Source organism: Bradyrhizobium sp. 76, from assembly GCF_023073025.1.
In the GTDB taxonomy this organism is placed as follows: domain Bacteria; phylum Pseudomonadota; class Alphaproteobacteria; order Rhizobiales; family Xanthobacteraceae; genus Bradyrhizobium.
The window spans coordinates 1,120,047-1,137,117 of sequence record NZ_JADPIS010000090.1 but is presented as its reverse complement, the minus strand read 5'-3'; the positions used below and the strand labels follow the sequence as shown (position 1 = coordinate 1,137,117).

Annotated in this window: 14 protein-coding genes; 11 read left to right on the top strand and 3 right to left on the bottom strand. The window is 63.8% G+C overall.

What is annotated here, in order from left to right; translation table 11 throughout:
• Positions 1-111 precede the first annotated feature (111 nt).
• Entirely contained in the window at positions 112-1,431 is a 1,320-nt protein-coding gene (locus IVB48_RS22065) for a dicarboxylate/amino acid:cation symporter (RefSeq protein WP_247402848.1), read from the top strand.
• A gap of 10 nt (positions 1,432-1,441) precedes the next feature.
• On the opposite strand, the gene IVB48_RS22060 is transcribed toward IVB48_RS22065, so the two are convergent.
• Entirely contained in the window at positions 1,442-2,815 is a 1,374-nt protein-coding gene (locus IVB48_RS22060; protein WP_247402845.1) for a hypothetical protein, read from the bottom strand.
• A gap of 97 nt (positions 2,816-2,912) precedes the next feature.
• The gene (locus tag IVB48_RS22055) at positions 2,913-4,172 is read right to left on the bottom strand and encodes an allantoate amidohydrolase (RefSeq protein ID WP_247402842.1); all 1,260 of its coding nucleotides are present in this window, start codon (positions 4,170-4,172) and stop codon (positions 2,913-2,915) included.
• 402 nt (positions 4,173-4,574) lie between these two features.
• Here IVB48_RS22055 and IVB48_RS22050 point away from each other — a divergent pair, with 402 nt between their 5' ends.
• Genes IVB48_RS22050 through IVB48_RS22025 form a run of 6 tightly spaced genes read left to right on the top strand, consistent with a single transcriptional unit; the run spans position 4,575 to position 10,447 of the window.
• Complete coding sequence (locus tag IVB48_RS22050; protein ID WP_247402838.1) at positions 4,575-5,687, top strand: BMP family ABC transporter substrate-binding protein; 1,113 nt, start codon at positions 4,575-4,577, stop codon at positions 5,685-5,687.
• On the top strand, positions 5,684-6,796 hold the full coding sequence (locus tag IVB48_RS22045; RefSeq protein ID WP_247402836.1) for an ABC transporter permease: 1,113 nt from the start codon (positions 5,684-5,686) through the stop codon (positions 6,794-6,796). Before IVB48_RS22050 ends, IVB48_RS22045 begins: the two co-directional genes overlap by 4 nt.
• A gap of 1 nt (position 6,797) precedes the next feature.
• The gene (locus IVB48_RS22040; RefSeq protein ID WP_007612833.1) at positions 6,798-7,724 is read left to right on the top strand and encodes an ABC transporter permease; all 927 of its coding nucleotides are present in this window, start codon (positions 6,798-6,800) and stop codon (positions 7,722-7,724) included.
• 11 nt (positions 7,725-7,735) lie between these two features.
• A complete protein-coding gene (locus tag IVB48_RS22035) occupies positions 7,736-8,419 on the top strand; it encodes an isochorismatase family cysteine hydrolase (protein WP_247290531.1) in 684 nt (227 codons plus the stop codon).
• Positions 8,416-9,948: an ABC transporter ATP-binding protein gene (locus IVB48_RS22030; protein ID WP_247402833.1), complete on the top strand. Its 1,533-nt coding sequence runs from the start codon at positions 8,416-8,418 to the stop codon at positions 9,946-9,948. The genes IVB48_RS22035 and IVB48_RS22030 overlap by 4 nt, the downstream gene beginning before the upstream one ends.
• Before the next feature lie 13 nt (positions 9,949-9,961).
• Positions 9,962-10,447 (top strand): nucleoside deaminase, encoded by a 486-nt coding sequence (locus IVB48_RS22025; protein ID WP_247402830.1) that lies wholly within the window; start codon positions 9,962-9,964, stop codon positions 10,445-10,447.
• Between the two features lie 134 nt (positions 10,448-10,581).
• Here IVB48_RS22025 and IVB48_RS22020 read toward each other — a convergent pair whose 3' ends face one another.
• Positions 10,582-11,691 (bottom strand): hypothetical protein, encoded by a 1,110-nt coding sequence (locus tag IVB48_RS22020; RefSeq protein ID WP_027566591.1) that lies wholly within the window; start codon positions 11,689-11,691, stop codon positions 10,582-10,584.
• A 571-nt stretch (positions 11,692-12,262) separates the two neighbouring features.
• On the opposite strand from IVB48_RS22020, the gene IVB48_RS22015 reads away from it, so the two are divergent.
• The 4 genes from IVB48_RS22015 (at position 12,263) to IVB48_RS22000 (ending at position 16,967) form a co-directional block, all read left to right on the top strand.
• Positions 12,263-13,834: an ABC transporter ATP-binding protein gene (locus tag IVB48_RS22015; RefSeq protein ID WP_247402827.1), complete on the top strand. Its 1,572-nt coding sequence runs from the start codon at positions 12,263-12,265 to the stop codon at positions 13,832-13,834.
• Complete coding sequence (locus IVB48_RS22010) at positions 13,818-14,909, top strand: ABC transporter permease (protein ID WP_247402824.1); 1,092 nt, start codon at positions 13,818-13,820, stop codon at positions 14,907-14,909. Before IVB48_RS22015 ends, IVB48_RS22010 begins: the two co-directional genes overlap by 17 nt.
• Entirely contained in the window at positions 14,896-15,813 is a 918-nt protein-coding gene (locus IVB48_RS22005) for an ABC transporter permease (protein ID WP_247402821.1), read from the top strand. Before IVB48_RS22010 ends, IVB48_RS22005 begins: the two co-directional genes overlap by 14 nt.
• A gap of 77 nt (positions 15,814-15,890) precedes the next feature.
• Complete coding sequence (locus tag IVB48_RS22000; protein ID WP_247402818.1) at positions 15,891-16,967, top strand: BMP family ABC transporter substrate-binding protein; 1,077 nt, start codon at positions 15,891-15,893, stop codon at positions 16,965-16,967.
• The last annotated feature ends 104 nt before the right edge of the window (positions 16,968-17,071 follow it).

Sequence of the window (17,071 nt, the reverse complement as noted above, 5' to 3'; positions counted from 1 at the left end):
CGCACCGCAAAAGCGACCAAATAGACCTCCTCCTCAGCGGAAACCGCGACAATCTGGCACGCTAGTTGCTCCTTTCGACGATCGAGACGTCGTCAAAACGGGGGAGTCACCATGTCGACCATTGCCGCGGCCCCGGCTGCCGAGCCAAAGCCGCTCTGTACATCGCTGTTCGTCCAGGTCCTGGCCGCGCTGATCCTCGGCATCATTCTCGGCGTGGCCGCGCCGGATTTTGCCATCTCGCTCAAGATTCTGAGCGACGCCTTCCTGAAGCTGATTTCGATGATCGTGGCGCCGATCGTGTTCTGCGTCGTCGTGCACGGCATTGCCGGTGCGGGCGACCTCAAGAAGGTCGGACGGGTCGGCGTCAAGGCGCTGGTCTATTTCGAGGTGATGACCACAGTCGCGCTCGTGGTCGGTCTCATCCTGGCCTACACTTTCGGCCCCGGCCACGGCATGAACATCGACCCTTCGACGCTGGACGCCAAGGCCCTCAATACCTATGCCGACAACGCCCACAAGCTTCAGGGCGGCGGCATCGGCTCCTTCCTCCTCAACGTGATCCCGAGCACCTCGTTCGACGCGTTGTCGCGCAACGACGTGCTCCAGGTGCTGTTCTTCGCCGTGCTGTTCGGCGTAGGCCTCGCACTGGTCGGCGGTGAGAAAGGCAAGCTCGTCACCTCGATGATCGATGCCGCCTCAACCGTGCTGTTCCGCGTCATGGGGCTTATCGTCCGCGTCGCTCCACTTGGCGTGCTCGGCGCAGTCGCCTACACCGTCGGCAAATACGGCGTCGGCTCGCTCAAGCAGCTCGTCTCACTGGTGGCGCTGTTCTACGTCTCGGTCGGCATCTTCGTGCTGGGCGTGCTCGGCGGCGTCATGGCGCTCGCCGGCATCAACATCCTCAAATTCCTCGCCTACCTGCGCGAGGAGTTGACCATCGTGCTCGCGACCGCCTCGTCGGACGCCGTGCTGCCGCAGATCATGAAGAAGCTGGAGCGGATGGGCGTAAAGGATTCCGTGGTCGGCCTGGTGATCCCGACCGGATATTCCTTTAATCTCGACGCGTTCTCGATCTACCTGACGCTTGCGGTCGTCTTCATCGCGCAGGCGACCAACACGCCGCTGTCATTCGGCGACCTCCTGCTGGTGCTCGGCGTCTCCCTGATCACCTCGAAGGGCGCGCATGGCGTACCGGGCTCCGCGATCGTGATTCTGGCGGCGACGCTGAACGCGGTGCCGAGCATCCCTGCGATCGGCCTCGTGCTGGTCTTGTCGGTCGACTGGTTCATCGGCATGGCTCGCGCGGTCGGCAACCTCACCGGCAACTGCGTTGCCACCGTGGTGGTGGCCGCCTGGGAAGGCGACCTCGACCGCGCCAAGGCGGCGAAGGTCCTCGACGGCGGCGAGCTCGTGGACGTAACGGCGGGGTAACGACCGCCGTTCAGTCATTCCACTGGAGGAGCGGCGTTCCATGCGCCCTCCTCCAGACGGAGAGGAAACGCGGAAACCAGGAGTGGGCTACGGCGCCCTTGTAGGCCCAGGTGCGATATTTCAGGCCCTGCTCCGAGATCAGTTCCTGATAGCCGCCGTGGACTTCGGTCGCGGTGCGAATGTCCTTCAGAATTCCCTGGGCGCAGGAACGGTAAGTATTGCTCCCCGAGAATTCGTCGTAGTCCAGCATGCGATCCGCGAACTCGACGTTAAACGTCGGCCAGGAGGACCGTCCCTGGTAGGCGGGAGCCGCGATCTGGTGGATCATCTTGTTACGCGGATTATCCGCGGACACCAGGAAGTGGAATGTGCCGGGGATGCGAAAGCGCGGCTCCGCAATGATCAGACCCGCCGTGGCCGCGAACAGCGCGCGCTCGCTTTCCTCGCTCATATCCCAGAAGCCGCGATGCACGCCGACGAAATCCAGCGCGACCGAGGACACTGGCGAGCCCGTGGCGCCATCAAGAGAATGCCTGATATAGCCGCCCTTGTCGAACAGGTGGAGCAGGTCCCTCTTGTGCTGCGCCAGGTCGCGTCCGAGCCGCCGCTTCAGCTCGTTCTCGTCGACGATTCCGAGCTGCACGCCCCACACGAACGTCGTGTAGACGCAGGCATTGGTGACGAAACGCCTGCGCTCGGCGCGCGTGTCGGTTGCCGCGGAGCGCGGAGCACTGGCGTCGCACAGCAAATAGGTGGAGCCATCATCATTGAACGGTTCGAACTCGCTTGCGAGCTGGAGGATCGCGCGCTTCAGATCACCGCAATATTCGGCCAGCAGCAGGCGGCCGGCATGCGCGCATTGCGACATCGCCAGATAGGATGACCCTCTCTCCTCGGCAGAGATCATCTGCCGCAGGCCGGCCAGAATGCCGAGCAGCGTATCCGAGGGGCGCGAGAAATAGTTCACGCCGAGATACCTGGCGCGCCCAGCCGGGACGATCGTCGTCGTGACGACGTTGGCGCGAACCGCTTCCAGCAGCAGGCGGACGCTCTTGTCGAGCAGACGAGCTCGCCGCACCGCATCCTGCGAATCCATGATGGTGTCGCGGTCGAGGACGTCGGGATAGAACCAGGCAAAGTCGCGCGGATAATACGCAGAGGCATGCGGCGCGCCCGTGACGAGAAAGGACTCAGTCACCGCAAAGGCGCTGTCCATCGAGTGCCGGTAAAGGTCTTCGATGGCCGTGAACGGATGATGTGACTGCCTCAGGAATCGATCACCGAGAAAGTTCACGGCTTGGAGCGCGTTGGCGACGAAGGTCGCCGCCACACCCTGGTAAAATCGGTTTTCGCGATGGGATGGAAAAGAGATGCCGCTGTTCATAGGCGCCGTCGAATGGTGTCTCGTGGTTCGGCGGGAGGCCGTCGCGGCTCTAGACCTGTCTGATTCGTGTCTCTATCCCGTGACTTGCGGGCTCAGTTTAGCCTTGCCGCGGCCGAAAATTCTCGATCAGCCCCAGCAACACCCGCGCGCCGGCATCGGCGTCGGCGAGCTCGACATGCTCGTCCGGGTGATGGCTGATGCCGCCGCGGCAGCGGACGAAGATCATGCCGACATCGGCAATATCGATCATGGCCATGCCGTCATGCCCGGCCCCGCTCGGCAGCTCGAATACGGAAAAACCCTCCGTCTTGATTGCCTGCGCGATCTGGTCCTTCAGCCAGGGCGCGCACGGCGCGGTGCGGTTCTCGTGGGTGACGTCGAGCTGAAGCGACAGTTGACGGCGCTTTGCGATGGCTTCGATCTGCCTGACGACATCGGCGACCGCGCGCTTGCGGTGCATGTCCGTCGGTGCCCGCATGTCGATGGTGAACGACACCTCGCCCGGAATGACGTTGGTCGCGCCGGGCCTCGCCTGGATGTACCCGACGGTGCCGACCAGTCCGTCCTCGTCGGTGCGGCAAAACTGTTCGATCGCGCCGATACATTCGGCCGCGCCCGCCAACGCATCGCGCCTGAGCGCCATCGGCACCGTGCCTGCGTGCCCCGCCATGCCGGTCAGCCGCGCGGCAAGCCGTGTCGCGCCCGCAATCGCGGTGACCACGCCGACGGGCAGGTTTTGTGCTTCCAGCACCGGCCCTTGCTCGATGTGCAGCTCGAGATAGGCAAGCAGCTCGCGCCGGGCTCGCGCGGCCGCGCCAATATGATCGGGGTCGAGCCCGAACTGCACCAGCGCGTCGCGCATGGACACGCCATCGCGGTCGCGTGTGTTGAGGACGCTCTCGTCAAAGGTGCCGGCGACCGCGCGGCTGCCGAGCAAGGTCGAGGCAAAGCGCACCCCTTCCTCATCAGCAAAACCGACGATTTCGATCGCGAACGGGAGGCGCTTGCCGCGGCGGTTGAGATCGGCGACGCAGGCGATCGCCGTGATCACGCCCAACGGCCCGTCCCATTTGCCGGCATCGCGCACGGTGTCGTAGTGCGAGCCGAGCATCAGGCAGGGCGCGCCCGGCCGCTCGCCTTCATAGCGCCCGCAGACATTGCCGATCGCGTCGAGACGCGCACTCATGCCGGCGTCGCGCATCCAGCTCAGGATGAGGTCCGCCGCCTTGCGCAGCTCGCTGGTCAGATAGATGCGGGTGAGCTTGTCGCCTTCTTCCGAGATCGCCGCGAGCTCATTGATCCCTCGCACGATCGCTTCGCCGAGCGAACCAGTGTGAACGGCGTTACCAGCAGCCATCTCGGCGAGCTTTCCATCTCTTGGGACCGCGGCGACGGCGGTCCTGGCGGCAATCGATTCAAGTTCGGTGCCAGCGAAATCACGCGGCCGACACCGTTCCAATCAGCGCGTGGTTAGCATGAATGCGGTCGCCGGCAGACCACCCGACCCTTGTCATGCACATGTCCAGGCCGGTCACGACTGCTTAACTCCATTGCATACAATAACAGAATATTGCCCAGAATTTCATCTGCTGCTTTCCTGATCAAGCTTGGTTCATATAAAATAACTAATTACTCTCAATAGCTTAACTCGGAACGCCCTTCCGGCAACCTCTGGCACGAAGCTTGCGACAATTGATCCCGGGCTCCGCCAGACCGGCGCAGCGCGAGATGGCGGTGCATCCGCCAAGGGGAGCAAGCAATGGAATTTGGCAGGATCTCACGACGTCATTTGTTGCAGGGCGGTGCGGCCCTTACGCTCGGCGCGGCGGCCGGCGCCCGCCCGTCCTTTGCGGCCGAGACGACGATCGGTTTCATCTATGTCGGCTCGCGCGACGACTACGGCTACAATCAGGCGCATGCGCAGGGCGCGGCGGCGCTGAAGAAGATTCCCGGCCTCAAGGTCGTGGAAGAAGAGAAGGTGCCGGAGACCGACGCGGTCGAGAAGACGATCGAGTCGATGATCAATCTCGACGGTGCCACCCTGCTCTTCCCGACCTCGTTCGGTTACTACAATCCGCACATGGTCAAGATGGCCAACAAATTCCCGAAGCTGCACTTCGAGCACTGCGGCGGCCTGTGGAGCGACAAGGACCCAAAGAACGCCGGCAGCTATTTCGGCTATATCGATGAAGCCCAGTATATCTCGGGCATCGTCGCCGGCTATAGCTCCAAGAGCGGCAAACTCGGCTTCGTCGCCGCCAAGCCGATCCCGCAGGTGCTGCGCAACATCAACGCCTTCGCGCTCGGCGCGAGGCTTGCCAATCCCAAGGCCACCACGCAGGTCATCTTCACCGGTGACTGGTCGATGCCGGTCAAGGAAGCCGAGGCCACCAACAGCCTGATCGATCAGGGCGTCGACGTCCTCACCTGCCATGTCGATGGTCCGAAGACCATGGTCGAGAACGCCGCGCGCCGGGGCGCCATGGTGTGCGGCTATCACGTCAACCAGTCGCCGCTCGCGCCGAAGGCGTATCTCACGGGAGCCGAGTGGAACTGGGAAGCGCTGTACCCCAAGTTCGTCAAGATGATCGCCGCCGGCGAGAGCATCCCGAACTTCTATCGCGGCGGCCTCAAGGAAGAGATCGTCAAGACCTCGCCCTATGGCGAAGCGGTCTCGGCCGAGGCACGCAAGCACGCCGACGACGTCAAGGCTAAGTTCTTGTCCGGCGACGGCTACGCCATCTTCAAGGGAGGGCTGGTCGACAACAAGGGCAAGACGGTGATCGCAGCCGGCACCGATCGCGGCCAGAAGGATCCCGAGCTCGAGAAGATGGACTATCTCGTGGAGGGCGTGGTCGGGGCGACTTCGTGACGACGAAAGCTGCAGATCTCGTTGAAGCGGTCGGGACGGTTGCCCCGGCCGCCGATCCGGGATTCCTCCAACGTCACGGCGGAGCGATCGAATATATCCTGATCCCGGGCGCGGCGCTGGCCGGCGCGCTCGGGGTCTTCGGTATCTTCGTCGCGATGTTCGGCAAGAGCCCGCTCGACCTCTATTTCTACATGTACTACGGCGCGTTCGGCACCTGGTTCTCGTGGCAGAACACGTTGACGCGCGCGGCGCCGCTGATCCTTACCGCACTCTGCACGGCGCTGCCCGCCCAACTCGGCATGGTCATCATCGGCGGCGAAGGCGCACTCCTGATCGGCGCGCTGTCGGCAACCAGCGCGGCACTGGTGCTTCAGGGCATGCCGCCGCTCGTCGTGCAGACCGCCATGGTCATCGCCGGCGTGATCGGCGGCGGCCTCTGGGTCATGCTCTCGGGCGCGCTGCGGCAATATCGCGGCGTCAACGAGACGATCTCGAGCCTGCTGCTCGTTTACATCGCGCTCGCGGTCCTCAACCATCTCGTCGAAGGCGTGATGCGCGACCCCGCGAGCCTCAACAAGCCGTCAACCCGCGAGATCGGCGCGGCCAACATGATCGGATCGATCCCCGGCACCGACGTGCATTGGGGTCTCGTGTTCGGCCTGATCGCCGCGATCGCCGCCTATATCCTGATCTATCACACCGTGTTCGGCTTCGCCGCGCGTGTTGCCGGCGGCAACATCCGCGCTGCGAAGATCGTCGGCCTCAATGTCAGCAAGCTGATCCTGACCATCTGCTTCCTCGCCGGCGGCGCCGCGGGCCTTGCCGGCATGGTCGAGGTCGCCGCCGTGCAGGGGCGCACCAACGCCAACCTCGCCGCGGGCTACGGCTTTACAGGGATTCTCGTCGCCTTCCTGGCGCGACAAAATCCGCTCGCCATTATCCCCGTCGCGATCCTGCTCGGTGGTATCAGCGCCAGCGGCGGGCTGTTGCAGCGCCGCCTCGGATTACCGGATGCATCCGTGCTGGTGCTGCAAGGCATCATCTTCGTCTTCGTGCTGGCCAGCGATGCGCTTTACGGCCGCATCGGGTTTCTGAAGGGAAAGTCCTGAGATGGCAGACGGCTCGATCGGACTCTGGACCGTCCCGCTCGCCGTGCTCGGCGGCGCCATTCGCGTCTCGACCCCGTTCCTGTTCGTGAGCCTGGGCGAATGCATCACCGAGCGCTCAGGCCGCATCAATCTCGGCCTCGAAGGCACGCTGGTGATGGGCGCGATGAGCGCATATGGCATTTCCTATCTCACGGGATCGCCGTGGCTGGGCGTGCTCGCCGCTGGCATCACCGGTGCGCTTCTGGGCGCGCTGCATGCCGGCATCTGCTCGCTGCCGCGCGTCAACGACGTCGCGGTCGGCATCGCGCTGATGTTGTTCGGCACCGGACTAGCTTTCTACCTCGGCAAGCCGTTGATCGAGCCGACGGCACCTCGACTGCCCGCAATCGATTTCGGCTGGTGGAGCGATATTCCGCAGGTGCGCGCGGCCCTACGGGTCAACGTGCTGTTCCTGATCGGCGTCGCGCTCGCCCCAATTCTCTACTGGGCCTTCCGGACTACGCGCTGGGGCCTCCTGATCCGCACCGCCGGCGAGAGTTCGGACGCCGCGCGTGCGATGGGCCACTCCGTGCTGCTGATCCGCCTGCGCGCAACCATGGTCGGCGGCTTCCTTGCCGGAATCGGCGGTTCCTTCCTGTCGCTGTTCTATCCCGGAAGCTGGAACGAGGGCCTGTCCTCGGGCCAGGGCATTACGGCGGTTGCACTCGTGATCTTCGCGCGCTGGGATCCCTTGCTCTGTCTGTGGGCCTCGCTCGCCTTTGGCGGTGCTGCAGCACTGGGCCCGGCGCTGCAATCGGTCGGCGTCACCTCCGGCTACCACCTCTTCAACGCCGCCCCCTACATCCTGACGCTGGCGATCATGATCATCACCTGCTCGCCGAAACGCACGCTGACCGGAGCCCCGGCCGAATTGTCGATCACCCGCTAGAGAGCCAAATTATGCCCGAGCGCACCATCAAGTCCGAGCCCTATGCCTGGCCCTATAGCGGCGATCTCCGTTCCGAGAATACCGCGCTCATCATCATCGACATGCAGACCGATTTCTGCGGCGTCGGCGGCTATGTCGACAAGATGGGCTACGACCTCTCACTGACGCGGGCGCCAATCGAGCCGATCAAGAGACTGCTGACGGCCATGCGGGGCCAAGGCTTTCACATCATCCACACCCGCGAAGGCCACCGTCCCGATCTCTCGGATTTGCCCGCCAACAAGCGCTGGCGGTCCCGGCAGATCGGCGCCGGCATTGGCGATCCCGGTCCCTGCGGCCGCATCCTGGTGCGCGGCGAGCCCGGCTGGGACATCATCCCGGAGCTCGCGCCGCTGCCCGGCGAACCCATCATCGACAAGCCTGGCAAGGGCTCGTTCTGCGCCACCGATCTGGAGCTGATCCTGCGCGTGCGCGGCATCGAGAACATCGTGCTCACTGGCATCACCACCGACGTTTGTGTTCACACCACCATGCGTGAGGCCAACGACCGCGGCTTCGAATGCGTGCTGCTGCACGATTGCTGCGGTGCCACCGACAAGAGCAACCACGACCACGCGCTGAAGATGATCAAGATGCAGGGCGGCGTGTTCGGCGCGGTCTCGACGTCCGACGCTTTCATCGGAGCGATTTCGTGATCGTCGGCGAAACGCCGCCGCCATCGGGCGCCTTCGGCGTCGATGCCATCGCCATGACCATGCGCTTCGGTGATTTCCTGGCGCTGAACAATGTCGCGCTGAAAGTGCGGCCGGGTTCGTTCCATGCGCTGCTCGGCGAGAACGGCGCCGGCAAGTCGACCCTGGTCAAATGCATCATGGGCTACTATCACGCCACCGAGGGCGACATTTTGGTCGGCGGGCGCGAGCACGCGATCGGCAATCCTAAGGACGCCCACGCCCTCGGCCTCGGCATGGTCTACCAGCATTTCACGCTGGTGCCGGCGATGACGGTCGCCGAAAATCTGGTGCTGGCGCGCGATGACGTGCCGGCTGTCGTGAACTGGCCGAAAGAGATGAAGGAGCTCGAGGCCTTTCTTGCGCGCATGCCATTCAAGGTCCCGCTCAGCTCAAAAGTCGCAGACATCTCCGCGGGCGAGCGGCAGAAATGCGAGATCCTCAAGCAGCTCTACCTGAAGCGCCGCTTCCTGATCCTGGACGAGCCGACTTCGGTGCTGACCCCGGCGGAAGCCGACGAGGTGCTCGGCATGCTCCGCGACATGGTCCTCAAGGGCGAGCTGACCATCCTGATGATCACGCACAAGTTCCGCGAGGTCATGGCCTTCGCCGACGACGTCACGATCCTGCGCCGCGGCAAGCTCGCCGGTGCCGGCAAGGTGTCCGAACTGACGCCGGATGCGATGGCGCGCACCATGATCGGCGCCGAGGAGCTGACGGTGCAGCCGCCCCGCACCGGAGAGGCCGGCAAGGCGAGGCTGGAGCTGGCGAAGATGCGCGCGCGCGACGACGCCGGCGCCATCGCCGTTCATGATGTCTCCCTCACGGTCCGCGCCGGCGAGATCGTCGGCATCGCCGGCGTCTCCGGCAACGGCCAACGCCAGCTCGTCGAGGTGCTGGCCGGCCAGCGCGAAGCCGAGAGTGGCGAGATCCGTGTCGCCGGCGATCCCTATCACGCCAGCCGCGAGGAGATGCGGCGGCACAACATGTCACTCCTGCCGGAGGAGCCGTTGAAGAACGCATGTGTCGGCGGCATGAGCGTCGCCGACAACATCGCCTTTCGCGAGTTCGACCGCGCGCCTTTCGCTAGCTTCGGCTGGTGGCTCAACCGCGGTGCCTTCCGCGTCGACGCCAGGAAGAAGATCGCCCAGTACAAGATCAAGACCCGCACGCCCGACACGCCGATCTCGGCACTGTCGGGCGGCAACGTCCAGCGCGCCGTGCTGGCGCGCGAACTCGGCGGCGACGTCGAGGTGCTGATCGCGGCCAATCCCTGCTTCGGGCTCGATTTCGCGGCGGTGGCGCAAATCCATGCGGAGATCATGGCCGCGCGCAACCGCGGCGCCGCGGTGCTGCTGGTCAGCGAGGACCTCGACGAACTCCTTGAACTCTCCGATCGGCTGGTGGTGATGTTCCACGGCGAATTCGTGTATGAAGCACGGACCAGCGAAGCCGATCTCACCGTGGTCGGCCGGCATATGGCGGGGCATTGACCAGGGAAGAGCGATGAGCGGCGGGTCCGAGCGCGACGAGCACTTCCTGCGCCTTTCCTTTGCGGTCGCCCGCCGTTCCCTCACCCACGGCAACCATCCCTTCGGTTGCATCGTCGTCGATGCCGAAGGCAAGGTCCTGATCGAAGCCGAGAACGGCTACATGCCCGATCACGACGGCACCGCGCATGCCGAGCGTCTCGCCGCGACGCAGGCCTGCCGCACGCTCGGCCGCGAGGTGTTGGCGAGGGCCACGCTCTATTCGTCCGCTGAGCCCTGCGCGATGTGCGCCGGCGCGATCTACTGGGCCGGCATCGGCCGTGTCGTCTATGGGCTCAGCGAGCACCGCCTGCGCGGCATCACCGGCGATCATCCGGAGAACCCGACCCTCGACCTGCCCTGCCGCGAAGTCTTTGCCAGCGGCCAGCGGCCGACAGAGGTTGTGGGGCCGTTGCTCGAAGACGAGGCCGAAGCGCTGCACGATGGCGTGTGGACGAAGTAGACGGCGCCGAGCGGGCCTTGCCCCGCGCTCATTGAAGGGCTGCCTGACGGTACCCAGCCCATCCCCCGAACGAAGATGACGCCGCGGAGGTTTGACGCGGCGTCATCGTCATTCACCTGAAGAGTGTCAGGTGGTTAGAACTTCACAGTGATACCGGAGTAGAGCGAGGACTCGGTGCAGGATCCGGTGCTCACCTTCGTACCACCGACGAAGGTGGTGCAAGCAAAGGCATTGTTGTGATCGAGGCCGAACTTGTTCTGCCAGTAGCGATAGGCGACCCAGACGTCGACGAAGTGCGAGTACTTGTCGCCCCAAATCGCCTTCGAGGCATCGAGGGTCAGGCGGATTGGCTCGGAGTTGAACTCGACCTTGGTGGGATAGACGCCGTTGGCGACGCTGGCGGGAAGCGGCTCAGTGTCGGTGCCCTTCTTGCCGTACCACGCCGCGCGGCCGCTGATCGAGAAATACTGCATGTTCTGCGGCAGGAAGCCGAGGTCCATATAGTAGTTGGTTTCGATCGCCCAGGTCGGCTTGAACGACGTGTTGCCGTCGGCAATACACGGAGCGGACCAACCGGCGCCGCACTGCGAGAAGGAGTTGTGGTTGGCGAACTCCCAGTACACCAGCGGCGCGACGTTGAAGTAGCCCTTATAGGGAAGATCGAAGGCGAACTGCAGACCCGCGACAACGTCGCGCTTGGCGGCGCCGAAATACCGGTTCTCCGTGTTGGCATCCATACCAACCTCGAACGAGATGTTGTGCAGGGGGCCTTGCGTGAAGGCCTTGGTGTTGAAGATCTCGTTCCAGCCGAAGGTTGAGCGGAAAAGGCCGTAGATTTCTGTCGCGCCGGCACAGCTCGTCGGCGTCGCAGCGAAGCCCGCAGCCGGCGAAACGACCACACCTGTGGCGGTGCAGGGGCCTGCCGGATCGTTGTGGTCCGACTTGAACATCGAGATGGTGAAGAAGTTGGTGCCGTAAGTCCAGGCATCGAAGTGGGTGAAGGAGTAGACCTGCTTCGTCGTCTTGGCGTTGATCACACCGTTGGTGTTGGTGAACGCACCGGGCTGCGAGGCATTGAAGATGTAGGAGAAGGTGACGCGGTCGTCGATCACCAGGAAGAACGGAAGGTCGGCCGCCTTCTTGGCAGCCTTGACCGGCAAGTCGGCTGCCTGAGCCATGCCACCGGTAGCGAGCGTAGCAAGTGACAGCGCCGCGGCCGCAACTGCCTTCATACGAAACGACATCGAATACCCCCAAGTTTGGACACGTAAAAATGAACGTCCCTTGGGTGCGACACTTGCGCCGATCTCCCGGAGTGAGAAGCCTCAACTTGTTTCAAGGCATGCCGCTTGTTTGCACAGGGTGCTGCGTTTCACTGGCGGATTTGGAAGGCCAAGCCTCACCGCCACACGTCAGGCGAGAGCGGCCATTGCCGGATATTCCCGTTTGATTTCGCTCGCCTTTTCATGTCGAGCGGACGAGGCAGACAAGATGGGCGGGAGCTACTGTCGCGGTGTTCGCAAATGCATACGCGTGATGGCGCGTCTCTGCTTAACTTCACGCCAAGCCTGCATAGCGGGTTCCGATTTGGCTTGAGCCGTCACAAATTTGCAACACGCGTCGCACGCAAGTCGGGACTGCAAAGGCTGCTCGGCAGGCATTTGAGGACGATCGCCTCCCGGCGACAGCCGCGACTCGCCGACACCACTTGCCTGCCGAAGCGTTGAGCAAGGGATGACGCTTTTTCACACCTTACGCGGCGGTTCAAACTAGCCCAGTATTGAGGCACTTCACCCCATGCAAGCGCATCAGCGAATGTTGGATCCCACGGCTAAGAGCCTGCATTCCGGCGAGTCCCCGCTCCTCAGGACGGTCGGGCTCACCAAGCGCTATGGCGATTTCCTCGCCAACGATGCCATCGACATCGATATCTGGCCAACGGAAATCCACGCGCTGCTGGGCGAGAACGGCGCCGGCAAGTCGACGCTGGTCAAGGCGATCTACGGGCTGATCCAGCCCAGCGCTGGCCAGATTTTCTGGCAGGGCCAGCCGATCGTGCTGTCCGGCCCCTCGGAAGCGCGCAGCCGCGGCATCGGCATGGTGTTCCAGCACTTCTCGTTGTTTGACAATCTCACCGTCGCCGAGAACGTCGCGCTCGGCCTCGACGGAAAAGAATCCTTCAAGGACATGTCGGCGCGGCTTGAGCAGGTGTCGAAGACTTATGGATTGCCGCTCGATCCCAAACGCGAGGTCTGGCAATTGTCGGTCGGCGAACGCCAGCGCATCGAGATCGTTCGCGCGCTCATGCAGGATCCACAATTCCTGATCCTTGACGAGCCCACCGCGGTGCTGACGCCACAGGAATCCGACCAGCTCTTCATCGTGCTGGAGCGGCTCAAGGCCGAAGGCCGCGCGATCCTCTATATCAGTCACAAGCTCGAAGAGGTGAAGCGCCTGTGCGACACGGCAACGATCCTGCGCGGCGGCAAGAAGGTGGAGACCTGCAATCCCAGGCTTGAGACCGCCGCTTCGCTCGCGCGCATGATGGTCGGCGGCGAGATCAAGGAAGTGAAGGCGGCCGCCGGCCGGCAGACCACGGTGCCGCGCCTCGTCGTCAACGATCTCTCGCTCGCCCCCGGCGAGGCGCATGGCGTGCGGCTCGAGCACATCTCGTTCGAGCTGAAAGGCGGCGAGATCCTCGGCATCGCCGGGGTTGCCGGCAACGGCCAAGACGAATTGTTCGCCGCGCTCTCCGGCGAACGCCTGTCGAAAGATCCCGGCACGATCGTGATCGAAGGCCTTGCTGCCGGCCATCTCTCGATCACGCAGCGCCGCAAGCTCGGCGCGGCCTTCGTTCCCGAGGAGCGGCTCGGCCACGGCACCGCGCCCCGCATGAAGCTTTCGGAGAATGCCCTTCTCACCGGGCATGCCGCCAGCGGCATGGTCCATCACGGCTTCATCGATACTGCGGCCACTCTGAAGACGGTCGACCGCGCAACCGAGACGTTCGACGTCCGCAAGGCCAAGCGCGATCCGGAAGCAGCATCCCTCTCCGGCGGCAATTTGCAGAAGTTCATTGTGGGACGCGAGATCCTGCGCCATCCCGCGGTGCTGGTGGTGAGCCAGCCGACCTGGGGCGTCGACGCCGGCGCTGCCGCCGTCATCCGCCAGGCGCTGCTTGATCTCGCAACCGCAGGCGCCGCCGTGCTCGTCACCAGCCAGGACCTCGACGAGCTCGCGGAAATCGCCGACCGCATCGCCGTGATGTTCCATGGCCATCTGTCTGCACCGCTCGCCACCAGCGAGGCGACGCGCGAAAAACTCGGCCTGTTGATGGGCGGCAGCACGCTGGAGCCGAAGGAGGCCGCGCATGCAGTTGGTGCTTGAGAAGCGCGCCGAGCGCTCCAACACGATCGCGCTGATCTCTCCGCTGATCGCGATCGGCCTCACGATCGTGACCATGGTCATCCTGTTCGCGATCCTCGGCAAGAATCCGCTGCTCGCCCTGCACGCCTATTTCATCGCGCCTTTGACCGACAGCTATTCGCTCCAAGAAATCGCGGTGAAGGCAACTCCGCTGGTGATGATCGCGATCGGACTATCGCTCTGCTATCTCGCCAATGCCTGGAACATCGGCGCCGAAGGGCAGTTCCTGATTGGTGCAGTCGCCGGAAGCTGGATTGCGGTGAAGACGCAGGGCACCGACGCCGGCGTCTGGGTGCTGCCGGTCATGCTCGTGCTCGCCGCCGCGGCGGGCGCGCTCTACGCACTGATCCCGGCAATCTGCAAGGTGAAGTTCGGCGCCAGCGAAATCCTGACCAGCCTGATGCTGGTCTATGTCGCCGATCTCTTCCTCGACTATCTCGTGCGCGGCCCCTGGCGCGATCCACACGGTTTCAACTTCCCGACCACCGCCGAGTTCGATCCGGTCGCAACGGTGCCGCTGCTGATCGAAGGCGGCCGGCTGCATCTCGGCTCCATCATCGCCCTTCTCGTCGTCGCGGCGGTGGCGATCCTGCTCGGGCGCACCATCAAGGGATTCGAGATTCGCGTGGTCGGTGCGGCGCCTCGCGCCGCGCGGTTCGGCGGCTTCAATTCCAACCAGTTGATCATCCTGACCTTCGCCGTCTCGGGCGCGCTGGCCGGCCTCGCCGGCATCATCGAGGTCGCGGGTCCGGTCGGACATCTCCAGCCCGGCATCTCGCCGGGTTACGGTTTTACGGCGATCATCGTGGCCTTTCTCGGCCGGTTGAACCCCCTTGGAATATTAATTGCAGGCCTTTTTCTCGCGTTGACCTTTATCGGCGGCGAGCAGGCGCAGATCGCGATGAAGATCCCGTTGGACGTCACCAAGGTTTTTCAAGGCATCCTGCTGTTCTACGTGCTCGCCTGCGATTCCCTCATTCTCTACCGCTTCAAGCTGGTCTTCCCGAACCGACAGGTGGCTCGTGGAACTCATTGAAGCCATCATTCTCGCAGTGCTCGCCGCTTCGACGCCGCTCCTGATCGCGGCGACCGGCGAGCTCGTGACCGAGCGCTCCGGAGTACTCAATCTCGGCGTCGAGGGCATGATGATCGTCGGTGCCGCGTGTGGCTTTGCAGGTGCGTGGCTGACCGGCTCGATCTTCATTGGCGCACTGTTTGGCATCGTCGCCGGCACGCTGATGTCACTGGTCTTCGCACTGATGGCGCTCGGACTTGCGGTCAACCAGGTTGCAACGGGTCTTGCGCTGACCATCCTGGGCGTCGGACTCTCCGGCCTGATCGGCGCCGGTTTCGTCGGCGAGCGCATCACCCCGGCGCGACATCTCAATATTCCCGGTCTCACGGATATTCCGCTGGTCGGCCGCGTGTTGTTCGGCGAGGACGCCTTTGTCTATTTCTCGCTGGCGCTGGTCGTCGGCGTCTGGTGGTTCCTGTACCGCACGCGGCCAGGATTGATCCTGCGCGCCTGCGGCGACAACCATGTCTCCGCGCATGCGCTCGGCTATCCCGTGCTGCGCATCCGCACCTTAGCGGTGATGTTCGGCGGCGCCTGCGCCGGACTTGCCGGTGCCTATCTGCCGCTCGCCTATACGCCGTTCTTCATTCCGGGCATGACCGCGGGACGCGGCTGGATCGCGCTGGCGCTGGTGGTGTTCTCGTCCTGGCGGCCGGGCCGCCTCGTGGTCGGCGCCTATCTGTTCGGCGCGGTGACGATCCTGCAGCTGCACGCGCAGGGCTGGGGCGTCGGCATTCCCTCGCAGTTGATGTCGGCGCTGCCTTACCTTGCGACTGTCGTCGTCCTGGTCCTGCTCTCCCGCGCGCGCACGGGTGGATCGACCGCACCGGCTGCGCTTGGCACCGTGTTCGTGCCTGACCGCTGAGTTTCATTTCCACACCGTGCGCGATGGGGCGCGCACGTTGCGGATCGTGGCTTTCCCCTGACATTTGGAGATTGATGATGAGGAAATCACTTCTTGCGCTGGCTGCCGGGCTCTTGCTTGCCGGGAGCGTCAGTGCAGCCTCCGCAGCCGACAAGCTGAAAGTCGGATTTATCTACCTCGGCCCGGTCGGTGACCTCGGCTGGACCTATCAGCATGAGCTGGCACGCCAGGCGCTAGTGAAGGAGCTCGGCGACAAGATCGAGACCACCTTTCTCGAAAACGTGCCTGAAGGCCCCGACGCCGAGCGCTCCATCGAGCAGCTCGTCCGCGCCGGCAACAAGCTGATCTTCACCACCTCGTTCGGCTACATGGATCCGACGCTGAAGGTCGCGAAGAAATATCCGAACGTCCATTTCGAGCACGCGACCGGCTACAAGCACAACCCGAACATGTCGACCTATTCGGCTAAATGGTATCAGGGCCGCTACATCCAGGGCCTGATCGCGGCCAAGATGTCGAAGTCCGGCGTGCTCGGCTATATCGGCTCGTTCCCGATTCCCGAGGTCGTCTCCGGCATCAACGCGACGATCCTCGCCGCGCAGACCATCAACCCGAACATCAAGGTCAAGATCATTTGGGCCAACACCTGGTTCGACCCGGGCAAGGAGGCCGACGCCGCCAAGGCGCTGATCGACCAGGGTGCCGACGTCATCATGCAGCACACGGATTCGCCGGCGGCAATGCAGATCGCCAGCGAACGCGGCAAGCTCGCCTTCGGCCAGGATTCCGAGATGATCAAGTTCGGACCGAAGACCCAGCTGACCTCGATCCTAGATACCTGGGGTCCGTACTACATCGCCCGCGTCAAGGCCGAGCTCGACGGAACCTGGAAATCCGAGGACAGCTGGGGCGGCCTCGACAGCCACATGTTCGCGATGGCGCCCTACACCAATATGCCTGACGACGTGAAGAAGATCGCCGAGGATGCCCAGGCCGCGATCACCGCGGGCAAGTTGCATCCGTTCAAGTGCCCGGTCCTTGGGCAGGACGGCAAGCCCGTCGAGTGCAAGGGCGGCGCCAATCTCGACGACGGCCAGATCCTCGGCATGAATTTTTACGTCAAGGGCATCGACGACAAGCTGCCGGGCAAGTAGCACGCTTCTTGCATCGCCTAAATCACCTGCTCCTCCCGGAGGAGGTTCGGAGGGGGTGGCCAGAAGCACCCGGCACTTGTGGTCGCCCCCTCTTTCTATCTTCG

What these genes read in the sequence shown, in the direction of transcription:
- IVB48_RS22050 (WP_247402838.1), top strand. Translation starts at nt 4,575, where the DNA reads ATGGAATTTGGCAGGATCTCACGACGTCATTTGTTGCAGGGCGGTGCG.
- IVB48_RS22035 (WP_247290531.1), top strand. Translation starts at nt 7,736, where the DNA reads ATGCCCGAGCGCACCATCAAGTCCGAGCCCTATGCCTGGCCCTATAGC.
- IVB48_RS22065 (WP_247402848.1), top strand. Translation starts at nt 112, where the DNA reads ATGTCGACCATTGCCGCGGCCCCGGCTGCCGAGCCAAAGCCGCTCTGT.
- IVB48_RS22055 (WP_247402842.1), bottom strand. Translation starts at nt 4,172, where the DNA reads ATGGCTGCTGGTAACGCCGTTCACACTGGTTCGCTCGGCGAAGCGATC.
- IVB48_RS22015 (WP_247402827.1), top strand. Translation starts at nt 12,263, where the DNA reads ATGTTGGATCCCACGGCTAAGAGCCTGCATTCCGGCGAGTCCCCGCTC.
- IVB48_RS22020 (WP_027566591.1), bottom strand. Translation starts at nt 11,691, where the DNA reads ATGTCGTTTCGTATGAAGGCAGTTGCGGCCGCGGCGCTGTCACTTGCT.
- IVB48_RS22010 (WP_247402824.1), top strand. Translation starts at nt 13,818, where the DNA reads ATGCAGTTGGTGCTTGAGAAGCGCGCCGAGCGCTCCAACACGATCGCG.
- IVB48_RS22040 (WP_007612833.1), top strand. Translation starts at nt 6,798, where the DNA reads ATGGCAGACGGCTCGATCGGACTCTGGACCGTCCCGCTCGCCGTGCTC.
- IVB48_RS22000 (WP_247402818.1), top strand. Translation starts at nt 15,891, where the DNA reads ATGAGGAAATCACTTCTTGCGCTGGCTGCCGGGCTCTTGCTTGCCGGG.
- IVB48_RS22060 (WP_247402845.1), bottom strand. Translation starts at nt 2,815, where the DNA reads ATGAACAGCGGCATCTCTTTTCCATCCCATCGCGAAAACCGATTTTAC.
- IVB48_RS22025 (WP_247402830.1), top strand. Translation starts at nt 9,962, where the DNA reads ATGAGCGGCGGGTCCGAGCGCGACGAGCACTTCCTGCGCCTTTCCTTT.